This window comes from Kribbella kalugense (assembly GCF_004365875.1).
GTDB classification, from domain to species: Bacteria; Actinomycetota; Actinomycetes; order Propionibacteriales; family Kribbellaceae; genus Kribbella; species Kribbella kalugense.
In genome coordinates this window covers 3333283-3357332 of sequence record NZ_SODF01000001.1, presented here as the reverse complement: position 1 = coordinate 3357332, position 24050 = coordinate 3333283, and the positions used below count along the sequence as shown (strand labels likewise).

Below are 24050 nucleotides of genomic sequence, written 5' to 3'. Positions count from 1 at the left end.
TCGCTACCACCCGACTTGCTACTTTCCGGTCGAAGGGCGTGCACAGCGAGTTGCTTCCTTCCGACGGTCAGGCGACGCACCAGGCGAGCCGCGACGTTCACGATGAAGGCGGCGGGCGTACCGCACTTGCCGCCAATCGCTACCTCGGCTCGCCGATCGAGCAACCTACGTGGCCACGCTCGTTTCGACTCCATTTGGGAACTGCCCCGTGCGCGCGGTTCCGGTCAAGGCCAGCACTGACTACCGGCTCACAGGCTGGGTCGATGGCTTCTTCGGCATCCGCTCTTGTGCGACGCCGTAGGCCGAACCCACCACACCACGGCACCGGCTACTGAACGCCGCAGCTTGGCCGGCTCGAAAACGTGTCTCTAGTCCCGCGCTGACTGGGGCAGGTGCGCTTCGATGTCGCGGCAATGCTGGAATCAGAACCGGCGATGGTCGATTGGGCTACCCCCCAGATCTCGTGCCATCTGCCGGATCATCAGACCGAATTGGCCGAGGTGCCAGGTGTCTCGCCGCGTTGCCCTGATCCGTAATCGTTGATGGTTATCTCTGCTGCCGCTGAGTTCTGTCCTTCTCCGACGCCGACCGGGCTGTGGCACCGGCCGTGAGACGGAAACCGAGGACCATCCTCTCCCTGGCTCAAGGCAGGGCCGTCGGACCTGGTGTGGCGCGCAGCAATTCTTCCAGCAGGGCACGATCGCGGTTCGTTCTGGGGACTCCCACCAGCACATTCAGTGCTGGACTCGTGCCCGTGGCGAATGACGCAGAGGTGAAAGTGATCTCCCCGACTGCGGTGCTGACGCTGTCGACGGAATCCGCCGCATCGTTCACGATCTGCTCCTCCCAGTACCGCTTCATCTGAGTATTCTTAACGATGACGTCCTCGATCAGCCTGTGCCAACTCGGATTGTCGATATTGGCGCTGTAGTTTGATCTGAAGCGACCGATCATCGCCCGGATCAGATTTTCCTGGGCGGCCGACTGTGTGCTGTTGAGTTGGGAGAGGTAGCGCAAGATATTGCGATCCGGACTATTTGCCGAAGACAGCTCCGGGAAGCAGGCCGCGTAGGCTTCGTTGCATAGTAGAACATTATAGCTGGGGTCGTATACGCAACCAGGATAGGGCTCGATCTTCGTGATTAGCGCGCGCACTACCTCGGGTATCTCGGCATCTGTACGGTTGTCGCTCCCGGGGAGATGGCTGGACGTAACGCCGGCGAGACGGAACATGTGCTCGCGCTCCGGGCGAGTCAACCCAAGGGCGTCCGCGATCGCGTTGAGGGTACGAAGGCTCACGTTGATGGGTCGCCCCTGCTCCAGCCACGTGTACCAGGTGGGACCAACCCCTGCCAGTTCGGCCACTTCTTCCCGCCGCAGGCCAGGAGTTTTCCGACGTGGTCCGGTCGGCAGTCCCGCGTCCATCGGGGTACGTCGGGCCCGACACTTGCGCAGGAAGTCGCCCAACTCATTCCTTCGCGACACATCCACGTGATTGCTCCCTTGGTCGGGCTAAGAGTGGTACTGCCAATTATAGTAATGGGTACGCCTTACGCAGTCGCGAAGCACCGGTCATCATTGGCTCATGAATGTTCAAAATCCCAATTGGGCTCGCTCTGGTTCGAATGGAAGTTTCGCGGCCTCCGGAGCCTCGGCGGATTGTGGCCGAGATGAGTCGAAGAGAATTCGCAAGGGAATCATTCTTGCGCTGCTGCTGGTCGCCCAGTTCATGGCGGTGCTGGATGTAACTATCGTGAACGTAGCCTCGCCAGCGGTGCGCTCGGATCTGCACACATCGGGCTCCGTGTTGCAGTTGATCGTCGCCGGATACACGGTCGCTTACTCCACCCTGCTGATCACCGGCGCACGCGCCGGCGATCGGTTCGGCCACGCGAGGGTATTGGCGATTGGAGTACTCTGCTTCACGCTGATGTCGTTCATCTGCGGTATGGCGCCGAACTCGTTCTTCCTGGTCTTGGCTCGCTTGTTGCAGGGCGCCTCGGCGGCGTTCATGGTACCGCAGGTGATGAGCCTCATTCAGCGGACTTTCGAGGGTCATGGGCGAGCCCGGGCGATCGGCCTTTACGGCGCGGTTATCGCCATCGGCGCGATCTGCGGCCAGATCGTTGGTGGCTTGCTGGTGGGCGCGAACATCCTGCACCTTGTGTGGCGACCGATATTCCTGGTCAACGTACCTATCGGCGTGGCTCTCTTCGCATTGGTTCTCGGGTTTGTGCCTCGGCGCGGCGGCGACTCCGCGCGGAGCTTCGATCTGATCGGCGTGGTCTGCCTGATGGCGACGGTTGCCTCCTTCGTCATCCCGCTTGTCTTCGGTCCCGGTCTCGGCTGGCCGGTCTGGTCGATCGTGCTCCTTGTCCTGGTCGTGCCGCTCGCGGTCCTGAGCGCATGGCACGAGCGCCGCGCGTCGGGGCGGGATCCCATCCTCTCCGCTGAGGTCGTCGGAGCGCGCGGCTTCGTGTGGTTGTTGTTGTTCATGGTCTTGATGCAGTCCTCATACGCCGGGAGTCTGCTCGCGCAGGCATTGCACTTCGAGGCCGGACTGGGACTCAGCGCGTTGCATACTGGCCTGCTGTTCATCACAGGCGGCGTCGGATTCGCGCTGGGCAGTCTGACGTGGCGCAGGTTCCCGACCTGGATCCACACCTATTTCATGATCGGTGGAATGCTCATCGGTGCGGCCGGATACGTGATCATGGCATGGAGCCTGCGCACCGCGACCGATCCCGCGTCGCTCTACCTGACCGTCAACTTCGGTCTCTCGGCGGCGTTCGGCTATGGCTTCGGGCCGATCTTGTCGATGGCTCTGTCGCACGTGCCGCTGAAGTTCGCGGGTAGCGCCAGCGGCGTCCTGGTGTCCACTCTGCAGATCGGACAGTTGCTCGGTATCGCTGTCTACGGGTCGATCTACTTCGCCTTGGTGCACAACACGTCGGCCAAGGAATCAGCTGGGGCATTCGCGCACACGCTGTATTGGGCAGCCCTTGCCTGTGTGGTCGGTGCGCTCGCCGGTCTGGTCTTCATACGCATGATCAGGGTGAAGGAGGAAGCCCGGCCATGACCGCGAATAGTAGGTTTGGTGTGCACCGAGCGGCGTGCCAACTGTGTCCGACCTGTCCCGGTGGACAATTCATCGCCGACACGCCCGTGCTGCTGCTGATGTGGGAGATTCTCTGCCACCCGACCTACTACTTCCGGTCGACGGCGTGCACACCGGGTTGCTCCTTCCCGACGGTCAGGCAACGCATTTGCCGAGCCGCGGCGACGGCAGCCTGTTCACGATGAAGGGGTGGCGGACGCGCCCGCCCGCCACCATTCGCTCCCTCGGCTCCGCCGATCGAGCAAATTACAGAGCCACGTTTGTTTCGACTGCATTTGGAACTCCCGTGCCTATGAGGGTGGTGTTCCGCTTAAAGTCGAACGCCGACTACCGGCTCACAGGCTGGGGCGACGGCTCAGAGATTTCCCCGACGGGCTGTTCGGCATCCGCTCTGCTGCCACGCCATACGGCGAAACCCACCACGCCGCAGCACCCGGCTACTGAACGCCGCAACCTGGCTGCGGCTCGGCAACGTGTCGCTGATCCGCGCGCTGCGGGTGTGGGTGGTGCTCGTCGATGTCGCGGTGACGCTGGAATCAGAACCAGCGATGGTCGATGGGGCTACCCCCTAGATCTCGTGCCATCTGCCGGATCTGCCGGATCATTAGACCGATGTCGGAACCTAGGGAGACCATGCCGAACCCCTGGTCGCGTCGACTTTTGGCGTCGTTGGTATCGCGGGCTACGATGCCTGCCGCAATTTCCTTGGCGGCAGCACGGCGGCGGATGTCGAGATTGATTTCCGCGACGCCGGGACCTTCCCATTCTCCTATGGCGCCACGGCTTGCGGACAGATCACCGGGTCCGAGGAAGACTGCCTCGACGCGCGGGGTATCCAGGATGGCGTCGAGGTTCTCGTAGGCGGTCTGCGTCTCGATCATCGGCACGATCATGATTTCGTCGTTGGCCGAGCGCACGTACGCTTCGAGATTCAGGCCCCATGTGACGCTGCGCTCACCGCCGATCCCGCGTCGACCGTGCGGTGGATAGAAAGCGTGCTTGTGGACCTTCTGAAGTTCCTCGGCGTTGTCCACCAAAGGAATGATCAGTCCGTGTGCGCCGAGGTCCAGGGCCCGCTTCGTCGGCTCGAGATCCTGGGTCGGCGGCCGGACGAACACCGACAAGCCGGAACCTCGGGCGGCGGTCAAGTGCCCGGCGATGTCGCGGTAATCGAGATAACCGTGCTCCATGTCGAGGCATACCCAGTGCAGACCCAGAGTCCCAACCACTTCGGTGATGGCGGGCGCCTCGGAGGTGACCCAGAGGCCGAAGGCGGTTTCCCGTGACGTTAGTTTTTTTCGGAGTTCCTCGTTCATCTGGCCTGCTCGTTTCGAGTCGCTGCGGCGAGTGCCTCGAGAGTGAGCGCTGTGGATACCGCTCCCGCGTCCTGACTGCCCAGCCCGCGCTCGCCGACGTAGCTTGCGCGACCTTTGGTCGCGATGAGGTTCGCAGTCGCGATGGCGCCTTCCCGCGCCGCTTTGGCTCCTGCTTGGAGCGCAACGTGCGCGCTCGCGGCCGGATCCAGTGACGCGATCGCGTCACGCGCGGGAATGAGGGCATCGAGCATTGTCTTGTCTCCCAGCCGGGCCTTGCCTCGGCGCTCGATGGCGTCGATCGCCGCACTCAGCGCAGCGCCAACCGCGTCCGCGGTCAGAGTCTCGGCCGTCGTCAGAACGCGGGCCGTTTCCCGAAAGGCCGAGCCGAGGAGAAAGCCCGAGGTTCCCGCGACCTCATCGGTGACCACGCTTCCGACTCGGGCCAATCCGTCCGCCAACTGTTCCGGGGGCCGGTCTTGGAGGGATACCAGAGCCGCGCGATAGCCGCGCGAGAGGTTCTCGCCATGATCGCCGTCGCCGGCCTTTCGATCCAGATCATTGAGGGTGTCGCGATGCGCCTCGATCTGCGAGCTGACGTGCTCCCAGATCCGGACGAAGTCGCAGGTGGCGGTCATCGCCTGTGCCTCGACAACGCCGGCGTGTCGACCGGATCGCGCCAGAAGTCCTCGAGTTCCGGCGTCACGCCGAGGATCGAGATGCTGAACCCGGCCATATCGACACTGGTGACGAAGTCGCCGACCAGCGCATCACGCACCTCGAACCCGCGATGCTCAAGGATCTCGTAGGCGTCGTTGAAGACGATGTGCAGCTCCGCGAGGCTCGTGCTTCCCATCCCGTTCACCAGGACGAGAACCTGCTTGTTGTCGTCAATCTCGGCGAGGACGGCGTCGAGCATGGTCTCGACCAGCTCACGAGAGGGAACGAGTGGCCCTCGCCATCTCCCCGGTTCGCCGTGAATCCCGATTCCGACCTCTAGCTCGCCTTCAGTGAGGTCGAAGGTGGGCTCGGGAGAATGGAACAGGGATCCAGCCGCCAGCGCGACTCCGATCGTGCGCACCCGGTCAGCGGCAGCCTGGGCGACGGCGGCTACCAGGTCCAGTGAGTTGCCTCGCGCCGCGGCGGCACCGGCCATTTTCTCGACGAACACGACGCCTGCGACACCTCTGCGTCCTGCGGTCGCTTCCGTATCGGCGATCGCCACATCGTCCCGGATGACGACGGTCGCGGACCGGATACCCTCTGCCGCGAGGTCTTCGGCAGCGGCCTCGAAGTTCATGATGTCGCCCGTGTAGTTCTTGACGAGGAACAGCACGCCGGCGCCGGAATCCACTGACCGTGCCGCGGCCGTGATCTGGTTGGGGCCTGGCGAAGTGAAGACCGGTCCGGGCACCGCCGCAGCGAGCATCCCAAGTCCGACGAAGCCGGCGTGCAGAGGCTCGTGGCCGCTGCCCCCGCCGGAGATGACACCCACGTGTCCACCGGGACGCTTGCCGGCCGTGCGGACGAACAACGGAGACTCGTTAACCTGCAGGATCGAAGCGTGTGCGTGCTGAAGTCCTCGGAGGGATTCGATGACGACTGTTTCGGCGTCATTGATGATTTTGCTCATGCTCAGCTCCCGATCGATTTTTCCGCGGACGCTTCCTGAAGAGGGCACTTGTGCGACGCCCGCACGAGCTGGACTGAAGCGCTGGATTGCCCGTCAGAGCGTCTGTTGCGGCGCGCTCACCGGATTGGTCAGCTGTCCGATCGAGGGCTCGCGCACCGTGACGACATCGCCGGGCTTCAGCCAAGGGTGGTCCGGATGCCACAGTGCTGTTCCGCGGGGGGTTCCGGTGCTGATGCAGTCGCCGGCATCGATGGTGATGATCGATGAGACCCACTCGATGAGACGCTCGGGTCGGTGCAGCATGTTGGCGACCGGCTCGTCCTGCACGGTGACTCCGTTGACATCGCACGAGATGTGGGCGTTCTCGAAGTCGAACTCGTCCTTCGTGACGATGACTGGTCCGATCGGGGCGAAGGTGTCCACGTTCTTTCCGAGCATCATCTGAGCGTGCTTCAGCATGAGTCCCGCGGCAGTGACGTCGTTGATCAGGGTGTACCCGAAGATGTAGTCGTCGGCGTCTTCGGAGCGCACGAACTTCGCGTCCTTGGCGATGACCATGAGCAGCTCGACCTCGTAGGTGGTGTCGAACCAGTTCCCACGGTCGATCACTGCGTTGGACGGAAGAACGATCGGGTCGTCAGGCCCTACGACTGCGTGCGGCCCTTTCCACCAGGACACCATCGGGTCTCCCGGATCGACCCAATCCGGGTTCTCGAGGGCGTGGGTCTTGTAGTTGATCGCCGTACCCAGGATGCGCCGCGGCGTGATCGGAGCGAGAAAACGCTCGACGGCGATCGGCTCGGTCGAGCCGTCGACAGCGGCGCGGGCGGAATGCAGACCGTCCTCACCTGCCTGGATGAGCTCCAACATCGAGGGATTGCCCGTGTCAATCCAGCCATTGTCCGACTCGACTGCGACGACGGACCGTGACCCGTCCCAGATGGTGGCCAGCTTCATTGATGTGCGCTCCACTCTTCTTGAATGGTTGACCAATTCAAGATCAGACTACTCTGGAGTCGAGGTCAGTCAAGCGCAAGAGCTCAGAGGGGGATGCATGTGATGACATATTGGTCAGCCACTTTGAGGCGGGGAGTCGTCGAGGGATGTGACGAGCCTGGCTCGCGCGCCGTTCATGTGCACGCGCATGGCTCCCTTGGCCGAGTCGACGTTGCCCGTTGTCACCGCATCCACGATCCGGCGGTGTTCTTCCAGGGTGAGGTTCGTGCTTCGCTCACCACTGGACGCTCTGCGGATCCACACTTCGAGTAGGGACCTCGTGCTCGCAAGCATCCCGGCCAACACGCTGTTGCCGGCGATCTTCGCCAGTTCCAGATGGAACTCGACATCGGCGGCGACGAACGCGTCCGGGTCGCTTGTCGCGGATTCCATCCGGCCCTGGGCCGCGGACAGCCGGTCGATGTCCTGGGCCGACGCCCTGGTCGCGGCCAGTTGAACGATCGAGATCTCCAGTTGCTCGCGCGCTTCGGCGAGGTCGATTGCCTCCCGCTGATTCAGCAACAGGCCCCACTCGATCGAACGCGGGAGGAGGTTCTCGGCGGTGGCCTGCAGGTAGGTTCCGGCACCGTGGCGGGTTTCGACGACACCCAACATCTCGAGAGCCGCAAGTGCCTCTCGGATCGCGGCTCGTCCGACACCGAAGTTTTCGGCCAGGCGCCGCTCGGCGGGAAGACGATCGCCGGGTCGGAAGTTGCCGCCCACAAACATGTCCATCAGTTGCTGGGTCACCGCTTGCGAGCCGGTGCCCAGGGCGCCATCGTCCGTCTCCGCGACATCCATGCTGACTTCCCTTCGGACCTACGTTCGGCGGTCCACGTTAGTGCCCTGGCGTCCGCGCGATCACTCAGCGTCGGCCGGGTGACAACGGCGAGGACCCTCACTGCTGAACCCTCCACGCAATTGGCATACCAATTTGGAGCGGATCGAGCCTGACTGGCTTCAGGATCGCCAATCCTGCTGTACTGTGCCTATATTGGTCAACCAATATAGGTGCGACGAGACCCTGTCGGACAGGCGTGCCCTTAAGGTGAGGATTCGGATGAAGATCGCGATTGTCGGCAGCGGTGCGATGGGTGGGACCCTGGCGACCGCCTTGCAGCTCAGTGGCAACGACGTGTATGTGCTGGATGCATCCTCCGAACTGATCTCGCACATCCGTAAGCACGGTATCGAAGTCGCAACTCCTCGGGCCGGCACGGTCATCGGAACGCCCGGTGCCACCACCGAGGCTGCCGAGATCGGGATCGCGGATCTTGTGGTCGTGCTGGTCAAGTCAACGCATACTGGCGAAGTCGCGAAGACGCTTCAGCCGCTAATCGACGAGCAGACCAGCATCATGTCGCTGCAGAATGGTTGGGGCAATGTCGAAGTCTTGGCAACTGCGATGCCGCGCGATCAACTCATCCAGGGAGTGACCTACAACAGCTGTCATGTTCGTGGACTCGGCAAGGTCGACCAGTCGGGTGTGGGCGCAACCTACATCGGCGACTACGCAGGCGGGACTACACGGTCGACCGAGGTCGCGGCCGTCCTGACCGAAGCTGGTTGGGATTGCACCGCGACAGCCGATGCTGCAACCGAGGTGTGGAAGAAGCTGATCCTCAACTCCGTATCGCTGCCGTTGTCAGCCCTCACTCGGTTTCCCGCCGTCGAAGTGGTGACCTACCCTCCGATCGCAGAGCTGGCCGAGGACATCGCTCGGGAGTCGTGTGCCATTGCACGAGCTGCCGGCTACGACATCGACGACGACGAGCGCATCGCGGCGATCCGGGCGACGAACACACGGGCGGGCCGTGGCAAGCCCTCGATGCTGCAGGACGTCGAACGGCGCCGGAGTACCGAGATCGACGTTATCAACGGCGCCATCGTCAAGACAGCCGCATCCTACGGGATATCCGCACCCCTCAACGCAGCACTAGCAAGACTGGTGTCCGGGCTCGAGCACAGCTGGGAACTCGACGGTTAGGGGTGGCCTCGTCGGCAGGTCTCTCCTGATCGCGCCACCTCAGCGAGAAGAAGACATCAACCATGAGCGATAATGTTCCGCTTCGCAAGCTCACCGCAGCTGTGCGGCCCTTGCCCCTGAGAAGGCGACTATCCGACGTGTCACCCGGGCTGATGCCCCCTGATGAGCGTGTTCTTCTTGATCAACTTCGTGCACAGGACGACTGTCAGCTTCGCCGCATCGGGGATGGACAAGGCCTCGGGCCGGACGCAGCGACCTACGGTCTCGCAACGGGGATCTTGTCTTTGTGATCGTCAGCCGACGGTTCCGGCCGGTTCTGGTCAACGACACCAGGACGAACGCGTCGGATCATCGTGACTCGCAGGGTCCACGGCTGGAGTCGACACCGGCTTCTGCACCTCGGCGGCGTGTTCGGGTTCGTGAGTGCGGGGACGGCGAACATCGACGCGAGTTCCGTTCATCGACCGCGCCGAAAAGTACCTGGTGGAACCTACCGAAGTAGTAGCACGTCGAGGGGAAGGGTCGTCATGGATCGAGTAGGCATTTGCGGTGCGGGCCGGATTTCGGGTTTTCATGCGAGCGCATTCCAGCGCGCCGGCCTCGAGGTCGTCGCGGTTGCAGACCCGAGGTTGGAGGCCGCGGCCGCACTGGCGACCGTCTATGGCGCGAAACCCTACAGCGGCCTTGGCGAGATGCTGGATGCTGAACAGCTTGAGGTCGTCTCGATAGCGACACCGCACCACCTGCACTTGCCACAGGCAATGATGGCGTTGGACCGGGGGGTCGACGTCTTCGTGGATAAGCCGCTCGCGTTGACGCCACGCGACGGTGCGGCGATCCTCGACCGAGCGAGATCACTCGGGAGAGTCGTCGGGATCAATCACAACCTCCTCTTCCATCCCGCCGTCATCCGCGCGCGAGAGATTCTCGATACCGGCATCCTGGGGACGGTCGTCTCGATCGACGCATGGTCGCTGGGCTGGCTGGATATCGCACCCTGGGACTTTCGCCGAGACAGCGCAATGGCAGGCGGTGGCGCATGGTTCGACGCGGCCCCTCATTTGATCTACACCCTCGCGGCGCTTGCCGGACCGTTCGAGAGACTTGACGCATGGGGCGCCACGGGTCCATCGCGAGTCGGTGGCGAAGACAGCAGCGTCGCGATCGGAAGATTCGAATCGGGTGCGGTCGTCAGCCTGAGGGTCTCTTACGCATACTCCGCCCCAGCCTCGGACCTTCCTTGGCCCGCGGGGTGGCGGCAAGGCATCGAACTCAATGCCACTGAAGGTGCCGTGCGACTTACAGTCACGCCGACTGGGGGGTTGGATACGTACCACGTTGGTGACCCGCACTGGACCCATGAAGACCTCGATGTGGACTTCGGCGTCACCTTCGACGGTGCTGTGGACGACTTCGCACGTAGACGGCAGGGCGCAGCTGCCACGGTCAGCCCGGCTGCGTCGCTGCGAACTCTCGAGCTGGCCTACAACGCGATGAAATGACGCTTCGTTCCGATGCCCAAGGGTGGCGCTAATGGCGGAAGTCGTGTGGGTCGGGTCGGCGAGGGTTCGCCGAGGTCGACGTCTCCGGTGGATTGGTAGCGAGGGCGGCGATGACCTGCGGATGGGTTCTGTGGCCTAGCAGGTGCGCTGGCTGGCGGTGGCCACTGGTTGAGCGGGCCAGACCACCTTCGCGAATGGCGGTTGCACCACTCGCTGGCCGGCACCACTCGGGCGGGAACTCCTTGGCCTCGCTATGTACTCCGCATCGGCTTCTGTGTCAACGACCTCTCGAACCGCGCCGCGGTCGATGACTAGCAGTAGGAGGCCCGGACATTGGTGACTCCCGCCCGCAAACATGATGCTGGTGGCTGACCGCCTGCGCCACTGTGCTGACGGTGGTAGTTGTAATGGATGTTCCAGACCGCGACCGCAGTCGAGCGTGCGTCTTCGCTGGTGAACTCGCGAGCGTGAAGGAGCTCCTCTCTGCCAGGATCCGCTCGTAGCGCTCCACCTTTCCATTGTGTCGTGGGGTGTAAGCCTGGTCCTCTGATGTCGGGTCCGGTTACCCACGATGCGGGCGAAGTCCGCTGACCGGTACACGCACCGTTGTCGGCAACTGTGCGGTGGATGTGGTTGATGCCGTGGGCCGCGAACCACGCCTTGGCTCGCATGAGGAACGCAGCGACGGTCGTTCCCTTCTCGTCTTCGAGCGGCTCGGTGTAGGAGAAGCCGTCGATGGCCGAATGCAGGTAGATGTCGCCGCGTTTCGCGCCAGCCGCGGCCGTCGGGGATCTGACCGACCTTCTTAACGTCCAGATGCACCATAGGTCCGGGCCAGCGGGCTTTGATCTTTCCGGGCATGCGGTTGTTGTCGCCGTCAGGGTCAATGAACCGGCGGCTAGTGAGCCCGAGCCTTGTCAGATGCCGGGTGACGGTGCGGCGGTTGATGCTGAAGCCAGGTCCGCGAGCTCGTCGGTGATCCGTTGGGCAGATCACTTGTACTCTCGCCGCCAGGCCTCAACCTGCTCGATCACCCAGGGAGGGTGTTGCGTGGGCTGTGGTGCGGAGTCGAGGAAAGGTCGAGGAGCCCTGCCTCGCCGTGCTGCCGCCATCGGCTCACTCACTTCGAGGCGCAGACGCGCGAGATCCCCATCTCGGCGGCGACGTGTGCGATCGGTCGGGCCTTGCAGCGCTCGACCAGCCGCCGGCGTCCCTAGACGGACAGTGGAGCGTTGTCGTGCGCCATGGGTACCTTCCAGTCGGACTCTAACGACTAGTTCGTGCTCACCCCATGCAGGTCGTCGAGCAGGTTCGTAGCGGCGTGGGGTGGGATCCCGCAGTCCTCGTCAGTGGAACTCGACCGCATGGTCGGTGGCCCACTTGGCGAAGGTGCCGGCTGGTCGGCCGGTGAGGCGCTCGACGTGATCAGTGATGCGGTTGCGCGCCGGTCGTGCACCGAGGCGCTGACCAGTGCTTCCACCAATGGCTCTGGTCGACCGTCTGCGAGCATGCGTGATCGCGCCAGGTCTGCTGGGAGCGGGCGGAAGCGTAAGGGACGGTGAAGTGCGGCGCCGAGTTGGGCTACCTGGTCGGCGCGGGTGAGGGCTTCGGGTCCCGTGAGCAGGTACAGGCCCTGGTCGAGTTCGTCGTTCGGCGTGAGTAGCGCGGCGACGGCGGCATCCGCGACATCTCGTTCGTCGACCACGGGCGTCCGCGCGACGTCAGGACCGGACACCTCGTCTCCCATGCTCAGTTGCGCCACCCAGCCACGCGCATTGGACGCGAGCGTGTCGCTGCGCAGCACGATGGTGCTCAGACCGGCGTGGTGCAGCAACCGTTCCATCTCGGCGTGAACCTGGACGATAGAATCGCTCTGCCGAGAAGCGCTGTCGTCGATCGCGGTCGAAGACAGGTAGACGACGCGGGGCGTCGTCGCTGCGAGTTCCGTCACGACCTCGCAAGCTGGGCCGGAATCGAGTAGGGGCCAGATGAGGAAGACCGTGTCCACCCCGACCATCGCCTCACGTACATCGGTGGGGTCTGTGAGGTCACCTACCACCCAGTCGACGTCAGATCGCGGTTCGGGCCGATTCCGCACGAGGCATCGCACGCGAGCGTCGCGCTCGACGAGACGGTTGACGACTTCGCGACCGACATTGCCGGTCGCGCCGGTGACAAGGATCGACGGACGGTGACGAGACCCGGTGGGGTCAGCAGTGTCAGGCATGATCGAGAAGCTAAGGGTTCATGTTGACATGAAGGCAAGGGTGCGGTTGCTGAAGACGATCGGCGAAGTAGCCGCAGAACTCGGCATCGAAACTCACGTGCTGCGGCACTGGGAACAGGTGGGGGCGCTCACCGTGGGCCGCGACGGCAACGGCTACCGCACCTACAACGACAGCGCCATCGAGCAGGCGCGCACGGTGCTGAAACTCCGACGCGTTGGGCTCTCGCTGCCCGAGGTGACCGCCGCAATGGCGCCGACGAAGTCGGCGGCACAGGCGATCGTGAAGGCGAAGATCGCGGCGCTCGAAGATGAGATAGTTCGCAAACAGCAGGCGATCACGTTTCTGCAGCACACCGCCGAGTGTCGCCATCGATATCTCGACAGCTGTCCGGACTGTGCGAGCTTCGTCCGCGAATCCTGAGACCATCCGTGGGAAGCTCAAGTCCAACGTCGCGCCACGCTGGCGTTATCAACGTCCCACCCCGCAACCACTAGCGGCCGGCCGGCATCTTGTTCGTCGTCTGGCCAGAGACTTGGGCCTCCGCGGCATCACGGTGAACAACGTTCAGCCCAGGTCTACCGAGAACAACCCGAGGCCAGTGAACGGATTGGGCACCTCGATCATCGTCGGCCGCACGGCGGTCGGCTGGATCGCTGTTCCTGCCGAGATGGTCTCCTATCTGGATGGACCGGAAGCTGACTGCGCCACCGGCGCGACGGTCACGATCGGGTGGCTTCAGCACCTGGATCGGGGCCGTGCGAGCGCCTGGGCCGGCCTCGTGCTGCGGGCTATCGGCTGCCGTCGCCCTTGAGCGTTTCCATTGTGAGCAGGAGGGCCCGGAGATCATTGTTGAGCCGATCTTGCCTGGCCGCGGTGATCCCCGACAGGAGCGCGGACTCGATGCCTGTCTTCGCGGCGAACACGTCGTACGCACGCTGCGCTCCGGCCTCCGTCAGGGTCACCAGCACCGAGCGGCGGTCGGTGGGAGCGAAGTCCCGGGTGACCCATCCCAAGCGCTCGAGACGTCCGACGCGATTCGTGACGGCGCCAGACGTGAGCTGCAACTCGGCGGCCAGCTGCCCAGCGCTGAGCTGACGGTCCGGGGTGGAGCGGATCAGGCAGGCGAGTAGCTCCAGCTCCCACAACTCGATGCCGAGAGCGGCCAGCTCGCGCTTGATCTCGGTCTCCAACCAGTGTGCGAGGCGGCGCAGACGGTAGGCCAGCGCTTTGGCGCGAAGCTGCCCCGGCTCATGCGAGTCCGCCAGAACCTCTACAAGGTGATCCACAGAATCCAACGCGGGCGACACGGTGCGATGGTAGCAGTGAGATCGTTGAGAATCTTCGTGTTCACACATGTCCACCATCTTCAACAATCCTCGAAGCCACTTGTTCTCGGATCGATCGGAAGAGTCAGCTTGATGTGTGTACTTCCGCATCGATCAGGCGACGCATGAATGGGACCGTTCGGCGACAAACCAGTGAACTCCAGGGCAGGTTGAGCATCTGGACCACGTCCGACCGCGGTGAGGCGTGGTTACTGTTCACCTCAATGAGGTGATGGTCGGCGAGATGGTGCGTGGCTCCGAACGGCGCGATCGCTCCGCTCTCAACCCTGGCCAGAGGCTCGATGCCCTCATGATGACCGACGAAGGATCGATCAGCCAGCCTGCTGAGGTCAGCGCGATCGGTAGCTATCGAATCTGTTTCAGTCAGCCACGCGACCTTGCCGCTTCGTATGGCGTCCAAGTACAACGAACGTGGAACTTCCAGACATGCAATGCTCGTTGTAGTCAATCAAGGGGACGTTGACCGGTGAGAACAATCTGGTGGCAGCGAGCTCGGCTGCGAACCGACGAGGATGATGAGATCGAGCGCCACGTCTCGTGGCTCGAGCTGTTCTTCGATCTTGTCTTCGTCGTCGTCATCGCACGGCTGTCGCACGATCTGGCGCAAGATGTGACGCCTGGTGCCGTGGTTGGGTTCTGTTTGCAGTTCGGCGCGGTGTTCTGGGCTTGGAATGGTTTTACCTACTACGTTGAGCGATTCGAGTCTGATGGTTTGGAGAACCGTCTGTTCACGTTTGTAGCGATGGCTGCTGTGGCGGCGCTCGCGGTCTGGACCGAGGATGGGCTCGGCGCTGGGTACGGCGGGTTCATCGGTGCCTACCTGGCGACGCGGGCGGTGAACATGGTGCAGTGGGTCCGGGCGGCCTGCCATGAGCCGGTCTTTCGTCCAGTGGCGGTCCGGTTTGTAGGAGGGTTCTTATCGGCGTCCGTGCTGCTGCTGTTGGCCATTGATCTCGAGGGCTGGGAGCGCCGACTGTTGTTCGGAACCGCCGTGCTCGTCGAGATCCTCACACCGACCCTGACGCTTCGGCGTCAGTCCGCGCTGCCGCGGATTTCGGCGTCGAAGTTCCCGGAGCGGTTCGGTCAGTTGACGATCATCGTGCTGGGGGAGGCGATCGTTGGGGTTGTGACCGGTCTGGGTGAGCTGAATCACGAGCATCGCTTGGGGGTGATTCAGGCACTCGATGGCTTGCTCGGGTTGGCCGTCGGATTTGGCTTGTGGTGGGTCTACTTCGATTTCATCGCGCGACGGCCGCCACGGCCGAGGTTCGGTGCTGCGTTGGGCTGGGTGTATTTGCATCTGGTGGTGCTTGTCGCGATCACGGCAACCGGTGCGGCGATTTCGCTCAGCATCGGCGAGAGCGCCGGAGTTCGGGCGATGGCGGGGCATGTACTTCTGGGCAGCGCGGTTGCTGTTGCTCTTGTTGGGCTGGCTTTGCTCGAATTGACGCTCGACCGTGGTCCGGACGAGCCGACCCATGCGCGGCTCAGCCCGAGTCTGAAGGTGTTGTGTGGGGCCGTGGCGGCGCTGACGTCGCTGGTACCGGGTTGGCCGACGACTGCCTTACTGGTCGTCCTTCTCGTGCTCCTCGTCGTACCAGCGCTCTACGGCGTCGTGGTGTGGTACGGCATACGGCCTGCCCCGGATCCATCTGCGGCGGAGAGGCAGACATAGAGGTCCGCGGCATCGGCCCGAGCAGAAAATGCGCCATGGTTCGGCTGCGCGCGTTGTTTCGCGAGCAACTCAACAGGTCAGCATCGGCCTGGGGCCGAGAAGCGCTCGGTACATGCAGATGTGGGACAGCGGAACAGGCATTCGTGCGGGGCTGGCCATCGAGAGGCGAGAGGGCCAGCCCCACGGGCTAAGGGTACGAGAATTCAGGCCCAGGGCTCGACGTAGGCCCTGTAGACCCAGCCGGTGACTCCGGTCGGGTAGTACCGTCCGTAGACCCAGTTGCCGGCTATGCCGGCGTCGCAGAAGAGGCCACTCCTGTATGCAAGACCGAGCACAGTCGACCCGGCGTTGGGCTGCGTGTGGATCTGTACTCCATCGCCTGTGATGTGGTTCCAGTCCGAGCCCATGCTGCAGGTCACCGAGGCGGGGCGGGCCGGCTGCGCCTGAGCGAGGGTACTGCCAGTGGTGGCGAGGGCGGCTGCCGCCACCAGGGACAGTGTTGCGCGAAGTGCGGTTCGGGGAATCCGCAAGGTGAGCTCCTCAAGGAAGGGGATGGTCAACGCGGCTAGCGTAGGTGCGAAGGTCGTGGGAGAAGAGATCTTTCGAGGATCGTTGAAGCGGCGCACTTGGCTTGTAGAGAAGAGCATGCGCAGCCGATCAATCTCGAAGCCGAAGCCCGACCTCCTGAGTTCGCGTGACAGAAAGTTGCCGACGGCATCAGTTGAGCCGCTGTGCTCCGCGTTGGAGGTATCGGACCTCGTATCAGCGGTCACAATGGAGGCAGCAGATGGACTGAAAGTGACGCGCAGCGTTGCCGCCCGGCGGCGAATGGTCGAGCTCATGAACAGGGCAAAGGTGATCATCGAAGGCGTGAGGAATCGACTGCTGATGTCTGGTCTGGGCTGACGGCGTTTAGTCGGCATCGGCTGCTTGAGTTGCCCGAGATCATGCCGAATGTGCCGCACCACTGCGACCTTGAGCAGGGTCCGATCCAGGACCTGAGTTGGCGGCTTGTGCTTGATGATCGGATGCGGGATGGCCGCGGACGATGTGCTGGCTCCGAGCGATGCGGCGACGCGTGAGAACCTGCTCGGAACTGCCCGGTAGATCGCGGTGAGGGCTCCTTTGGGGACCCCATCCGGCCACGAACGCGCCTTGGTTGGGGCGTACTTACTGAGAGGTGCTCAGCCGGTCCAGTCCGGGTCGGCAAGGAGTTCCTCGCCGTCCACCCAAATTTGAGCGATCTCATCTTCGTCTAATGGCGTCAGCGTGCGACCTCGAGCTGCCCATGCGCGTCGCTGCAGTTGCCAGTCAGCGATCTGGAGGTCGTTCGGATGTTCCGCCGCCTGCTCTGCCGCGATGAGCGTTTCGAAGTGCCCGATCGCCTGGCTGACCCCCTCCAACGCGGCCTCGTACGCGGCCGCCTCTCGAGGCGACCAGGCAGCAGCGCCGAGTTCGGCGAGAACGTTGAAGGGAGCATCTACCACGGCCAGACGATACCTGTGCATGTGGGTCAGCGGTCCGATGCGCACCGTGAAATCTCTGGTCGGAACGCCAGGCGCCGCTATGTGTTCGCGCTGACCGGCGACGTGAGGATATTCGTGGATCGTTTGACCTGGGTCTGACCGAGTCCAGCCTGATTGTTCGCATTACCGATGACTGCACGCAGGCACGGGTCGGGACGATTCGTACCAGCCGCGCGTTCGACCTCGTGTTCGAGGGGCGCCGGCACAGCGTTACTGAAACGCTGCCGTTGTTCTCGTCCAGCGTGCCGATCCACCCGTTGGTCGCGGCGAGCATCGCGACACCAGGGTTGGTCGCCGAGTGGCGCGTTCCGTTGAGCACGAATAGGTCGCGGTAGTTCGAAGGAACTGGAAATGCTGGGACAGGTACCAAGCTTGTTCGGTTATGTCTGAGGTGGGACTGGCCACGAGGCGGAGTGACGGTGGTTCGAGTGAACGAGCAGTACAGCACTGACGAGTACGTACTCGACGAGACCGAGAGTCAGCGGATCTTCCACGACCACATTGTTCCGGACCAACTGACCGCTAGTCGGCAGGACAACCCGGTCGTGGTATTCGTTGGGGGTCAGCCAGGTGACGGCAAGGCGTCTGTTAGCGCGCTGGCCCGCTCAGTGCTGGATCGGCGTGGTGGTGTGGTCACGCTGTGCGCAGACCAATATGAGCCGTACCATCCCGCGTTCCACGAGCTTGTCGGAAGCAACGATCTCAGGGCCGAACAATGCGTCGGCTTCGACGGCCGGCGCTGGCTTGCTGAGGCGGAGTTGTTGACGATCGAGGAGCGATACGACGCGGTGGTGGAAACGAATCTCGCCGACCCGCTTGAGCTCGACGTATCGGCTCGCCGCTTCAAGGCCCGCGGCTACCGAGTCGAGGTCGCCCTCGTTGCGGCCCATGCGTCGATCAGCCGTTTCGGTCGACTGGATCGCCACTTGCGGGCGTTGCAGGCCTACGGATACGCCAGAATGGCCGAGATGTGCGTTCACGAAGCGTGCTATGAAGGTGTCCTGGAAGCGGCCGACATGCTCGACCAGGACGGTCCGGCGGACGTAGTCGCGGTGGTTCGCCCAAATGGCCAGACGGTCTACCGTAATCGGCGGACTGATGATGGCCGATGGCAACATTCTCCGGCGACCGCCGACGCCGTCAGGTCTGAGCGTGCTCGTATTTGGACGTTAGCGGAGTCGAAGCAGTTCCTGGGCGACGTCAGGGACTACGAACTCCGCGGCCTCGGCGCGCCGGACCGATGGATTCGAGAGGAGGCCATCAATGGGGCCATCGCGGTCGTCGATCTGGCCAGACCGCAGCTGGATCCAATCGCGGTCACCTTCCGCATCGCGACGGCCGGCACGACCGCTCCACGACTACGCCCGCCGGGGGGAGTTCCACGTCCGGGAGTTCCACGGTGAGCGTCTGTCGATTTGGCTCTCTCGCCTCTCATCCGGCAGATCTCGTTGCCTCAGGCGAAGAACATGGCACCTTGGATCTAACGTCTTCGCTGGAGAAACCTGCCACCCGCTCCAGGTCGCTTGAACCGCGAGCGCAGGCATATAGTTGTCAATGGCAAGGTTTTGTGTGGGAGGTGGACGGAGGAGATCTCGTCCATCCATCGACCCCTGTACCCACCTATCGACTAAGTCGCCCATTCCGCCGGCAGTCGAGCTTTAGGCGGAGGCGCAGCAGGGCGCCGCCACTACCTCCGACCTATGACCAAATATGAGTGTCTTCGTTCCGTTCAACCGAAAAGAGTTGGCAGTGGCTCCTAAGAAGGTTCTCGTCTCCGGTGCTGGTGTGGCCGGCGAAGTGCTCGCGTTCTGGCTGAAGCAGCACGGCTTCTCCGTTCTCGTTGTCGAATGCGCGACCACGCATCGCACCGGTGGGTACGACGTCGACTTCCGCGGGCCTGCACTGGAGATCCTGGACCGGATGGGCCTCATTGATGAAGTCCGCCACCGTCAGACGCCACGACGCGAAACGCTTGTCCTCGATCCGGAGGGAGAGCCCGAACTGACGGTGCCGCCGGAGGTGTTCGGAGGAGACATCGAGATCCGGAAGGGCGACCTGATCGACATCCTCGCGGCTGCGACCCGGGAGATCCCGCATTGGTTCGACGATACCGTGACCGCGCTGGCAGCGCAGACCGACGGAGTGTATGTGGAGTTCCGGCAAGGCGAATCCCAGGTCTTCGATCTGGTCGTCGGAGCTGACGGTGTGCATTCCACGGTTCGCTCCTTGGCTTTCGGACCGGAGCGGGAGTTCGCGCACTACCTTGGCATGATGGGCGCCGGGTTCACCGCCCCGACCATTTTCCCCCCTGCCGACCGAGGCTTCCTGTACCGGCTGGGTGGCCGTGCGGCCGGTGTCAGTTGCCGAGCTGATCGGCAGGATATGCAGGTGGTCTTCTCCTTTGCTACCGACTCCCCTCTGGATGATCGGAGCGACGCTGTTCGGCAGAAGGTGGTTCTGGTCGAGCAGTTAGGGGATATGAAGTGGGAGGTGCCGCGGCTGCTGGACGCCATGGGCAAGGTCCGGGAGTTGTACTTCGATCCCATGAGCCAGATCCGGATGCCATCCTGGTCCACGGACCGGGTCGTGCTGGTTGGTGATGCCGCTGCATGTGCCGCCCCGACGTCCGGACTTGGCACGTCGCAGGCGGTTGTTGCTGCCTATGTACTGGCGGGCGAGCTTGCCAGAAACGCGGAGCATGCCGCAGCCTTCAGTGAGTACGAGCGGCAGTTGCGTCCGTACGTGATCGAAAACCAGGAGATCGGGAAAAGGGGCGCTGAGTGGTTTCTGAAACCCGAGGCGGGTCAGCAATTGGAAGTCGATCCGATCAAGATGAAGCTCAAGGACTACTGACTGCACGCGAAGATCAGTCGAAGAGAATGTGTCGCAGTTCCCGAGCGAGTTGCGCGACCAGTCGCTTCGGAGGCATCGACGCGACTGGCCCAACTCGTACGACGTACCGGTTGAAGGTGACGCCGATCAGGATTGCGTTCAGCATGTCGATCCGGTTGTCTGCATCTCGCCCCTTCACCACTCGGCGGAAGGCCACGCTGCTGCGATGCTGCATCGACTGGTAGAGCGCGACGGCAACTTTCTCGTTCGTTGCAGCGCTCCGGATGAGAGCGACGATTGGATCGGCTGCCGCTGCCGCATCCATCCGTTCCACAAAGGCGGCCGCAACCCGCTCGGGCAGCGTCGTGGGATCTCCTATGACGATGTCGTCGAGATCTCTTAGGCCGGGCATCGACGCGACGAAGAGATCCTCCTTCGTCGAGAAGTGCCGTATCACCAACCCATGGGTCACCCCGGCGCGGCGTGCGATCTCGCGGATCGTGGCTCGAGCGTACCCGAACTCGCTGAAGCAGTCTCTGGCAGCTGCGAGGATCTCAGCCTGATGGACCGTAGGGTCGCGCACGCGGCGCGGGCCGGCGGCCGGTCTCGTCGTACGGCCCATGTGCGAGATCATACAACCGTCGTCCATGGTCCTATCGCCGCTGCTACTGAGCAAGTGGTCATTAGACGTCGGGCCCAAGTGCACGACGGACGCCAGACACACGATTCAGAAGCCAGTCGTTGGCGAGATCGATGACGTCAGACAAGCTGTCGGATTCTGTGGTCCCGGAGCTCCATAGGTGTCGAGCCGACATGGGATGGCGGGTCGGAGGCGGGCGGGGTAGGAGCTTCCGGTCCGCTGCCTGGTGCCGATGATTGCCCGTCTGCCGAGCATCTCGCAGATCGCCGCAACCAGTTGCAAGCTTGTCGGTTTCGTTCCCCCGTGGGCACCGCGCACGAGGAACGGACGGTCGCGCGCGGCGATGGCCTCGTCGATCTCTTGACTGGATGCGTCCCTGATCCGCGCGCCTGACACTTCCGCAATGTTCGAAGTTCGTTGGGCCTGCTCCAAAGGTGGGATTCACTGGGCGTGGCTCGGGACACTTGAGCCGCACAGAAGGCCCTCGAAATCGTACGAGAAAGGACTGTTCCCTGATGCGGAACTGATGGCTAAGGGCAGATCTGTCATGGCGGGCAGAGCGTACTTTGTTAGCCCGGCATCTCCATCCGCGGCGGTGAGCTTGGTGCGAGGCGCTATTTCCGCTTAGGTGGTGACCCGTTGCAAGTCCACACCATGCCTCTCATGTCATCTCATCTCTACGGCGCCTGCTACTGACCGGCGGGCGACCTGATCGCCGATTGTGGAATGCACAATTTCCCGGCAGATGGCGTCGAGGCGAACTTGGGCTGAGGTGATGCTGTGGAGCTTCTTCCAATGGGTCTCCTCGGTTCGGGGACCAAGTGCTAGAACTTGCCGTTAGTCTATGTCAATTCATCTCATACAAAGATGGTCCCTATCTCGACTTTCTGTTGCAGGATGTAGTTGCTTGCGGCACGATTGGCATCTCCCTACGTATCTCGAATGCGGCCCGGCAACTAGCCATCAGCGCGGCCGGATTCGAGAATGCAGACGCTGCGGCCGTCGGTCCTAAGCCGTCACGGCGGCCGTGGTGTCTGCTAGAGCCGCAGGATCCGATCGGCGCGCGTGCTTGGCGTCAGTCAGCCCATATTTCCGAGCCAGTCCGGTCGAGACAACTCAGGGTGTCTGGCCAGCGATCGATATGGCGACCGGTGGCCACCCCAACACGTCGGCCAAAAGAGACCGATCTTGAGGCAAATGTCGGAGATCTATGCGGAATGCGCGATGATCAGGCGCCTTCATCAGCGCATATGAGCAGCAGTTCGCGAGACACGGCGCCTACTGCTGGCGTCGGCTGCCGACATGGTCTGGTTCGGCCGTGGCACCCTCTCGACGTGCTGCCGGGTCGGCGTGGTTAAGACGCAGGTACCAGTCGGACTTGGCGACCTGACGCGTGCGAGCGAGCGTTCGAACATATGCAAGGAGCTCGAGCGATGGTCGGGAAGAGTCAGAGCCGGCGGATGGGCGTGCCTCGGCGGATCGCGGCCATCTGAGCACTCTGGAACCAGGCCACACTTACCTCTTGGCAGGCCGACCGTAAGGTTACGTCTCTCCACGACATGCTGCGTCTTGTCAGCCGATGGTGCTGGGCGGTCGAGGTGTGCTTCGTGATCTGGCCAGTGTGGGGTGATGCGGCGAAATGTTGACCAGACGCTGAGTTGTGCGGCAGCAGCCATGGAGCTGATCGGACAGTCCGGCCAGGAACGTGGGCTTCCTAAGCTCGGGAACGAATCCTGATTTGCGACCTAGGGGGTCGCGTCGCGGACAGTGTCTTCAATGCTAGGGATAGCTTGAGTGCGCGGTGGAGCGGCGCCTTTCTCAGACGCAGACAGTGACGTGCCGCATCGCCAGTCAGTTCCATGGCGGCCACACGGGGAGTCCCGGACAACTGTCGTTAGAGCGTTCTGTCAGCGGCCTGGCCTGGACCGGTCCGCCCAGTCTTGTAGTTGCGTGCGCCGCCGGAGTCGTCGCGGCGGCGGGACTCGGCACTCATCGCCGGCTGCGGGGTGCGAACGCGCCCCGACACGGTCGACGTCTGCACATTCAGTTGCTGAGCGACATTGGCGTCGCTGGCGGTGACGGTGATGTTGCCGGACACCGAGCCTGCACTCAGATTGCCGCCCTCGGTCGCGTGCACCCGCACATCGCCGGACACGGTCTCGGTTCTGGCCGAGCCGCCGAAGTCGTCGATGCTGATGTCCCCGGATACGGAGTGGGCGGAGACCTGGTCGGTGCGCCCCATCCGGATATCACCGCTGGTGGTCCTAGCCTTGATGTCGTCTGCCCGGTCGATATCCACATCTCCACTGACGGAATTGGCATCGACCCTGGCGAGCTGTCCGGTCGCTTCGATGTCCGCGCTGTCAGATCGGGTCTGCAGCGAACTGCCCTTCGGCACGACGGCGACGATCTCGATCGGTGACACCCCCTGCGATACGTTGACGGTGCCGCCTGCACCAGTGATGTGGACGCCATTCACGACGATGTCGTTACCACCGCTGATGTGCATGCCGTTCACCGTTATGCCGCGACCGGTCCTGATATTGCCAAAGGTGCCGCCCGAGATGGTGAAACCGCCGCCGGAGATTGCACCTCCCGACGTCGATCCGTCTCCGCGAACAGAGGTTTCCAAACCTTCCGGGGTCGACCGCAGTTGGGCGCTCCGAACGGCATCCGCGGCTGGACCGTTCTCGTCTGCGGTCTGGATCGTCACGGTCGCCCGTTCGCAGTCGGAGTCGGCACGCATGACCACCCGTCCTGCGTGCCGCAACAGCGACGCGTCGACAACAACAGGTCCGGCTGTTTCGGCCGTCAATGTTCGGCTGGTCACAGGTCTCCTAACGGAATCGAATGCACGGTCTGCTAGCGGTTCAGACTCGCCGGCCGCTGGACTCAAATGGGGAATCGAGAAGTGGTGCAGACTTGCAGAGGTGCAGCCAGTCAGCGGCCCTCTCGCTCAGGGCACGCGTGCTGGCGACACGACCGCATCTTTCCGTCTCTTGCCGACCCGTCATCGTTGCTCATTGAGTAGATCCCACCGCTGGAGTGGCGCCAACGAACTTCGAACATTGCGGAAATCCCGGTCTGAGGGATCCGGCTGGTACTCCAATAGCGCAAGCCCTCCAGCGCCGCAGAAACCGATCGGCGTGCCCGGTCGTCGCGATATCGCTCAGTCGTAGCTGGCTTCGCCTCGAGTGGAGAAGATGGCTCGGTCGATCCCAACCTCCCCGCTCCTTCGCCTCGAGATTCGCGAC

General features: G+C 63.1%; 19 protein-coding genes and 1 pseudogene. 7 read left to right on the top strand and 13 right to left on the bottom strand.

Translation table 11 applies throughout. From position 1 onward, the window contains the following. Nucleotides 1–642: 642 nt before the first annotated feature. Entirely contained in the window at nt 643–1491 is an 849-nt protein-coding gene (locus EV650_RS15770) for an MmyB family transcriptional regulator (RefSeq protein ID WP_134119494.1), read from the bottom strand. A gap of 94 nt (nt 1492–1585) precedes the next feature. On the opposite strand from EV650_RS15770, the gene EV650_RS15765 reads away from it, so the two are divergent. Continuing rightward, a complete protein-coding gene (locus EV650_RS15765) occupies nt 1586–3079 on the top strand; it encodes an MFS transporter (protein ID WP_134119493.1) in 1494 nt (497 codons plus the stop codon). 575 nt (nt 3080–3654) lie between these two features. Here EV650_RS15765 and EV650_RS15760 read toward each other — a convergent pair. The 5 genes from EV650_RS15760 to EV650_RS15740 form a co-directional block, all read right to left on the bottom strand. Then, nucleotides 3655–4434 carry an HpcH/HpaI aldolase family protein gene (locus tag EV650_RS15760; protein WP_134119492.1) on the bottom strand — a complete coding sequence of 260 codons (780 nt, stop codon included), beginning with the start codon at nt 4432–4434 and terminating at the stop codon, nt 3655–3657. Continuing rightward, nucleotides 4431–5069: a dihydroxyacetone kinase subunit DhaL gene (dhaL, locus tag EV650_RS15755; protein ID WP_134119491.1), complete on the bottom strand. Its 639-nt coding sequence runs from the start codon at nt 5067–5069 to the stop codon at nt 4431–4433. Before dhaL ends, EV650_RS15760 begins: the two co-directional genes overlap by 4 nt. Beyond that, nucleotides 5066–6064: a dihydroxyacetone kinase subunit DhaK gene (locus tag EV650_RS15750; protein WP_134119490.1), complete on the bottom strand. Its 999-nt coding sequence runs from the start codon at nt 6062–6064 to the stop codon at nt 5066–5068. Before EV650_RS15750 ends, dhaL begins: the two co-directional genes overlap by 4 nt. A gap of 93 nt (nt 6065–6157) precedes the next feature. Further along, nucleotides 6158–6934, bottom strand: coding sequence for a fumarylacetoacetate hydrolase family protein (locus tag EV650_RS15745; RefSeq protein WP_166678148.1), 777 nt, complete (start codon nt 6932–6934; stop codon nt 6158–6160). Nucleotides 6935–7135: 201 nt separating this feature from the next. Beyond that, entirely contained in the window at nt 7136–7861 is a 726-nt protein-coding gene (locus EV650_RS15740; protein ID WP_134119488.1) for a FadR/GntR family transcriptional regulator, read from the bottom strand. Between the two features lie 259 nt (nt 7862–8120). Here EV650_RS15740 and EV650_RS15735 point away from each other — a divergent pair, with 259 nt between their 5' ends. Both EV650_RS15735 and EV650_RS15730 read left to right on the top strand, forming a co-directional pair. Further along, nucleotides 8121–9047: a ketopantoate reductase family protein gene (locus EV650_RS15735; protein WP_134119487.1), complete on the top strand. Its 927-nt coding sequence runs from the start codon at nt 8121–8123 to the stop codon at nt 9045–9047. A gap of 527 nt (nt 9048–9574) precedes the next feature. Beyond that, entirely contained in the window at nt 9575–10549 is a 975-nt protein-coding gene (locus EV650_RS15730; protein WP_134119486.1) for a Gfo/Idh/MocA family protein, read from the top strand. A 311-nt stretch (nt 10550–10860) separates the two neighbouring features. Here EV650_RS15730 and EV650_RS15725 read toward each other — a convergent pair. Continuing rightward, nucleotides 10861–11750 (bottom strand): annotated as a pseudogene (locus EV650_RS15725) (IS481 family transposase). Between the two features lie 72 nt (nt 11751–11822). Continuing rightward, nucleotides 11823–12776: an SDR family oxidoreductase gene (locus tag EV650_RS15720; protein WP_202874527.1), complete on the bottom strand. Its 954-nt coding sequence runs from the start codon at nt 12774–12776 to the stop codon at nt 11823–11825. Between EV650_RS15720 and EV650_RS15715 the strand changes: the two genes are divergently transcribed. Next, the gene (locus EV650_RS15715) at nt 12775–13197 is read left to right on the top strand and encodes a MerR family transcriptional regulator (RefSeq protein ID WP_202874525.1); all 423 of its coding nucleotides are present in this window, start codon (nt 12775–12777) and stop codon (nt 13195–13197) included. The two genes, EV650_RS15720 and EV650_RS15715, sit on opposite strands and share 2 nt — an antisense overlap. Nucleotides 13198–13565: 368 nt before the next feature. Here the strand turns inward: EV650_RS15715 and EV650_RS15710 are convergent, their stop codons facing one another. Further along, nucleotides 13566–14084: a MarR family winged helix-turn-helix transcriptional regulator gene (locus tag EV650_RS15710; RefSeq protein WP_166678147.1), complete on the bottom strand. Its 519-nt coding sequence runs from the start codon at nt 14082–14084 to the stop codon at nt 13566–13568. A 505-nt stretch (nt 14085–14589) separates the two neighbouring features. On the opposite strand from EV650_RS15710, the gene EV650_RS15705 reads away from it, so the two are divergent. After that, nucleotides 14590–15798 carry a low temperature requirement protein A gene (locus EV650_RS15705; RefSeq protein WP_134119484.1) on the top strand — a complete coding sequence of 403 codons (1209 nt, stop codon included), beginning with the start codon at nt 14590–14592 and terminating at the stop codon, nt 15796–15798. Between the two features lie 203 nt (nt 15799–16001). On the opposite strand, the gene EV650_RS15700 is transcribed toward EV650_RS15705, so the two are convergent. Both EV650_RS15700 and EV650_RS15695 read right to left on the bottom strand, forming a co-directional pair. Next, entirely contained in the window at nt 16002–16763 is a 762-nt protein-coding gene (locus EV650_RS15700) for a hypothetical protein (RefSeq protein ID WP_134119483.1), read from the bottom strand. 219 nt (nt 16764–16982) lie between these two features. Then, entirely contained in the window at nt 16983–17330 is a 348-nt protein-coding gene (locus EV650_RS15695; RefSeq protein WP_134119482.1) for a hypothetical protein, read from the bottom strand. Between the two features lie 422 nt (nt 17331–17752). On the opposite strand from EV650_RS15695, the gene EV650_RS15690 reads away from it, so the two are divergent. Both EV650_RS15690 and EV650_RS15685 read left to right on the top strand, forming a co-directional pair. Continuing rightward, nucleotides 17753–18727, top strand: a complete 975-nt coding sequence (locus EV650_RS15690; protein ID WP_166678146.1) for a zeta toxin family protein — start codon at nt 17753–17755, stop codon at nt 18725–18727. Between the two features lie 307 nt (nt 18728–19034). After that, nucleotides 19035–20177 carry an FAD-dependent monooxygenase gene (locus EV650_RS15685; protein ID WP_134119480.1) on the top strand — a complete coding sequence of 381 codons (1143 nt, stop codon included), beginning with the start codon at nt 19035–19037 and terminating at the stop codon, nt 20175–20177. A 13-nt stretch (nt 20178–20190) separates the two neighbouring features. Here EV650_RS15685 and EV650_RS15680 read toward each other — a convergent pair whose 3' ends face one another. Further along, the gene (locus tag EV650_RS15680) at nt 20191–20805 is read right to left on the bottom strand and encodes a TetR/AcrR family transcriptional regulator (protein WP_202874523.1); all 615 of its coding nucleotides are present in this window, start codon (nt 20803–20805) and stop codon (nt 20191–20193) included. A 1885-nt stretch (nt 20806–22690) separates the two neighbouring features. Continuing rightward, nucleotides 22691–23626: a DUF4097 family beta strand repeat-containing protein gene (locus EV650_RS15675; RefSeq protein ID WP_134119479.1), complete on the bottom strand. Its 936-nt coding sequence runs from the start codon at nt 23624–23626 to the stop codon at nt 22691–22693. Nucleotides 23627–24050 lie beyond the last annotated feature (424 nt).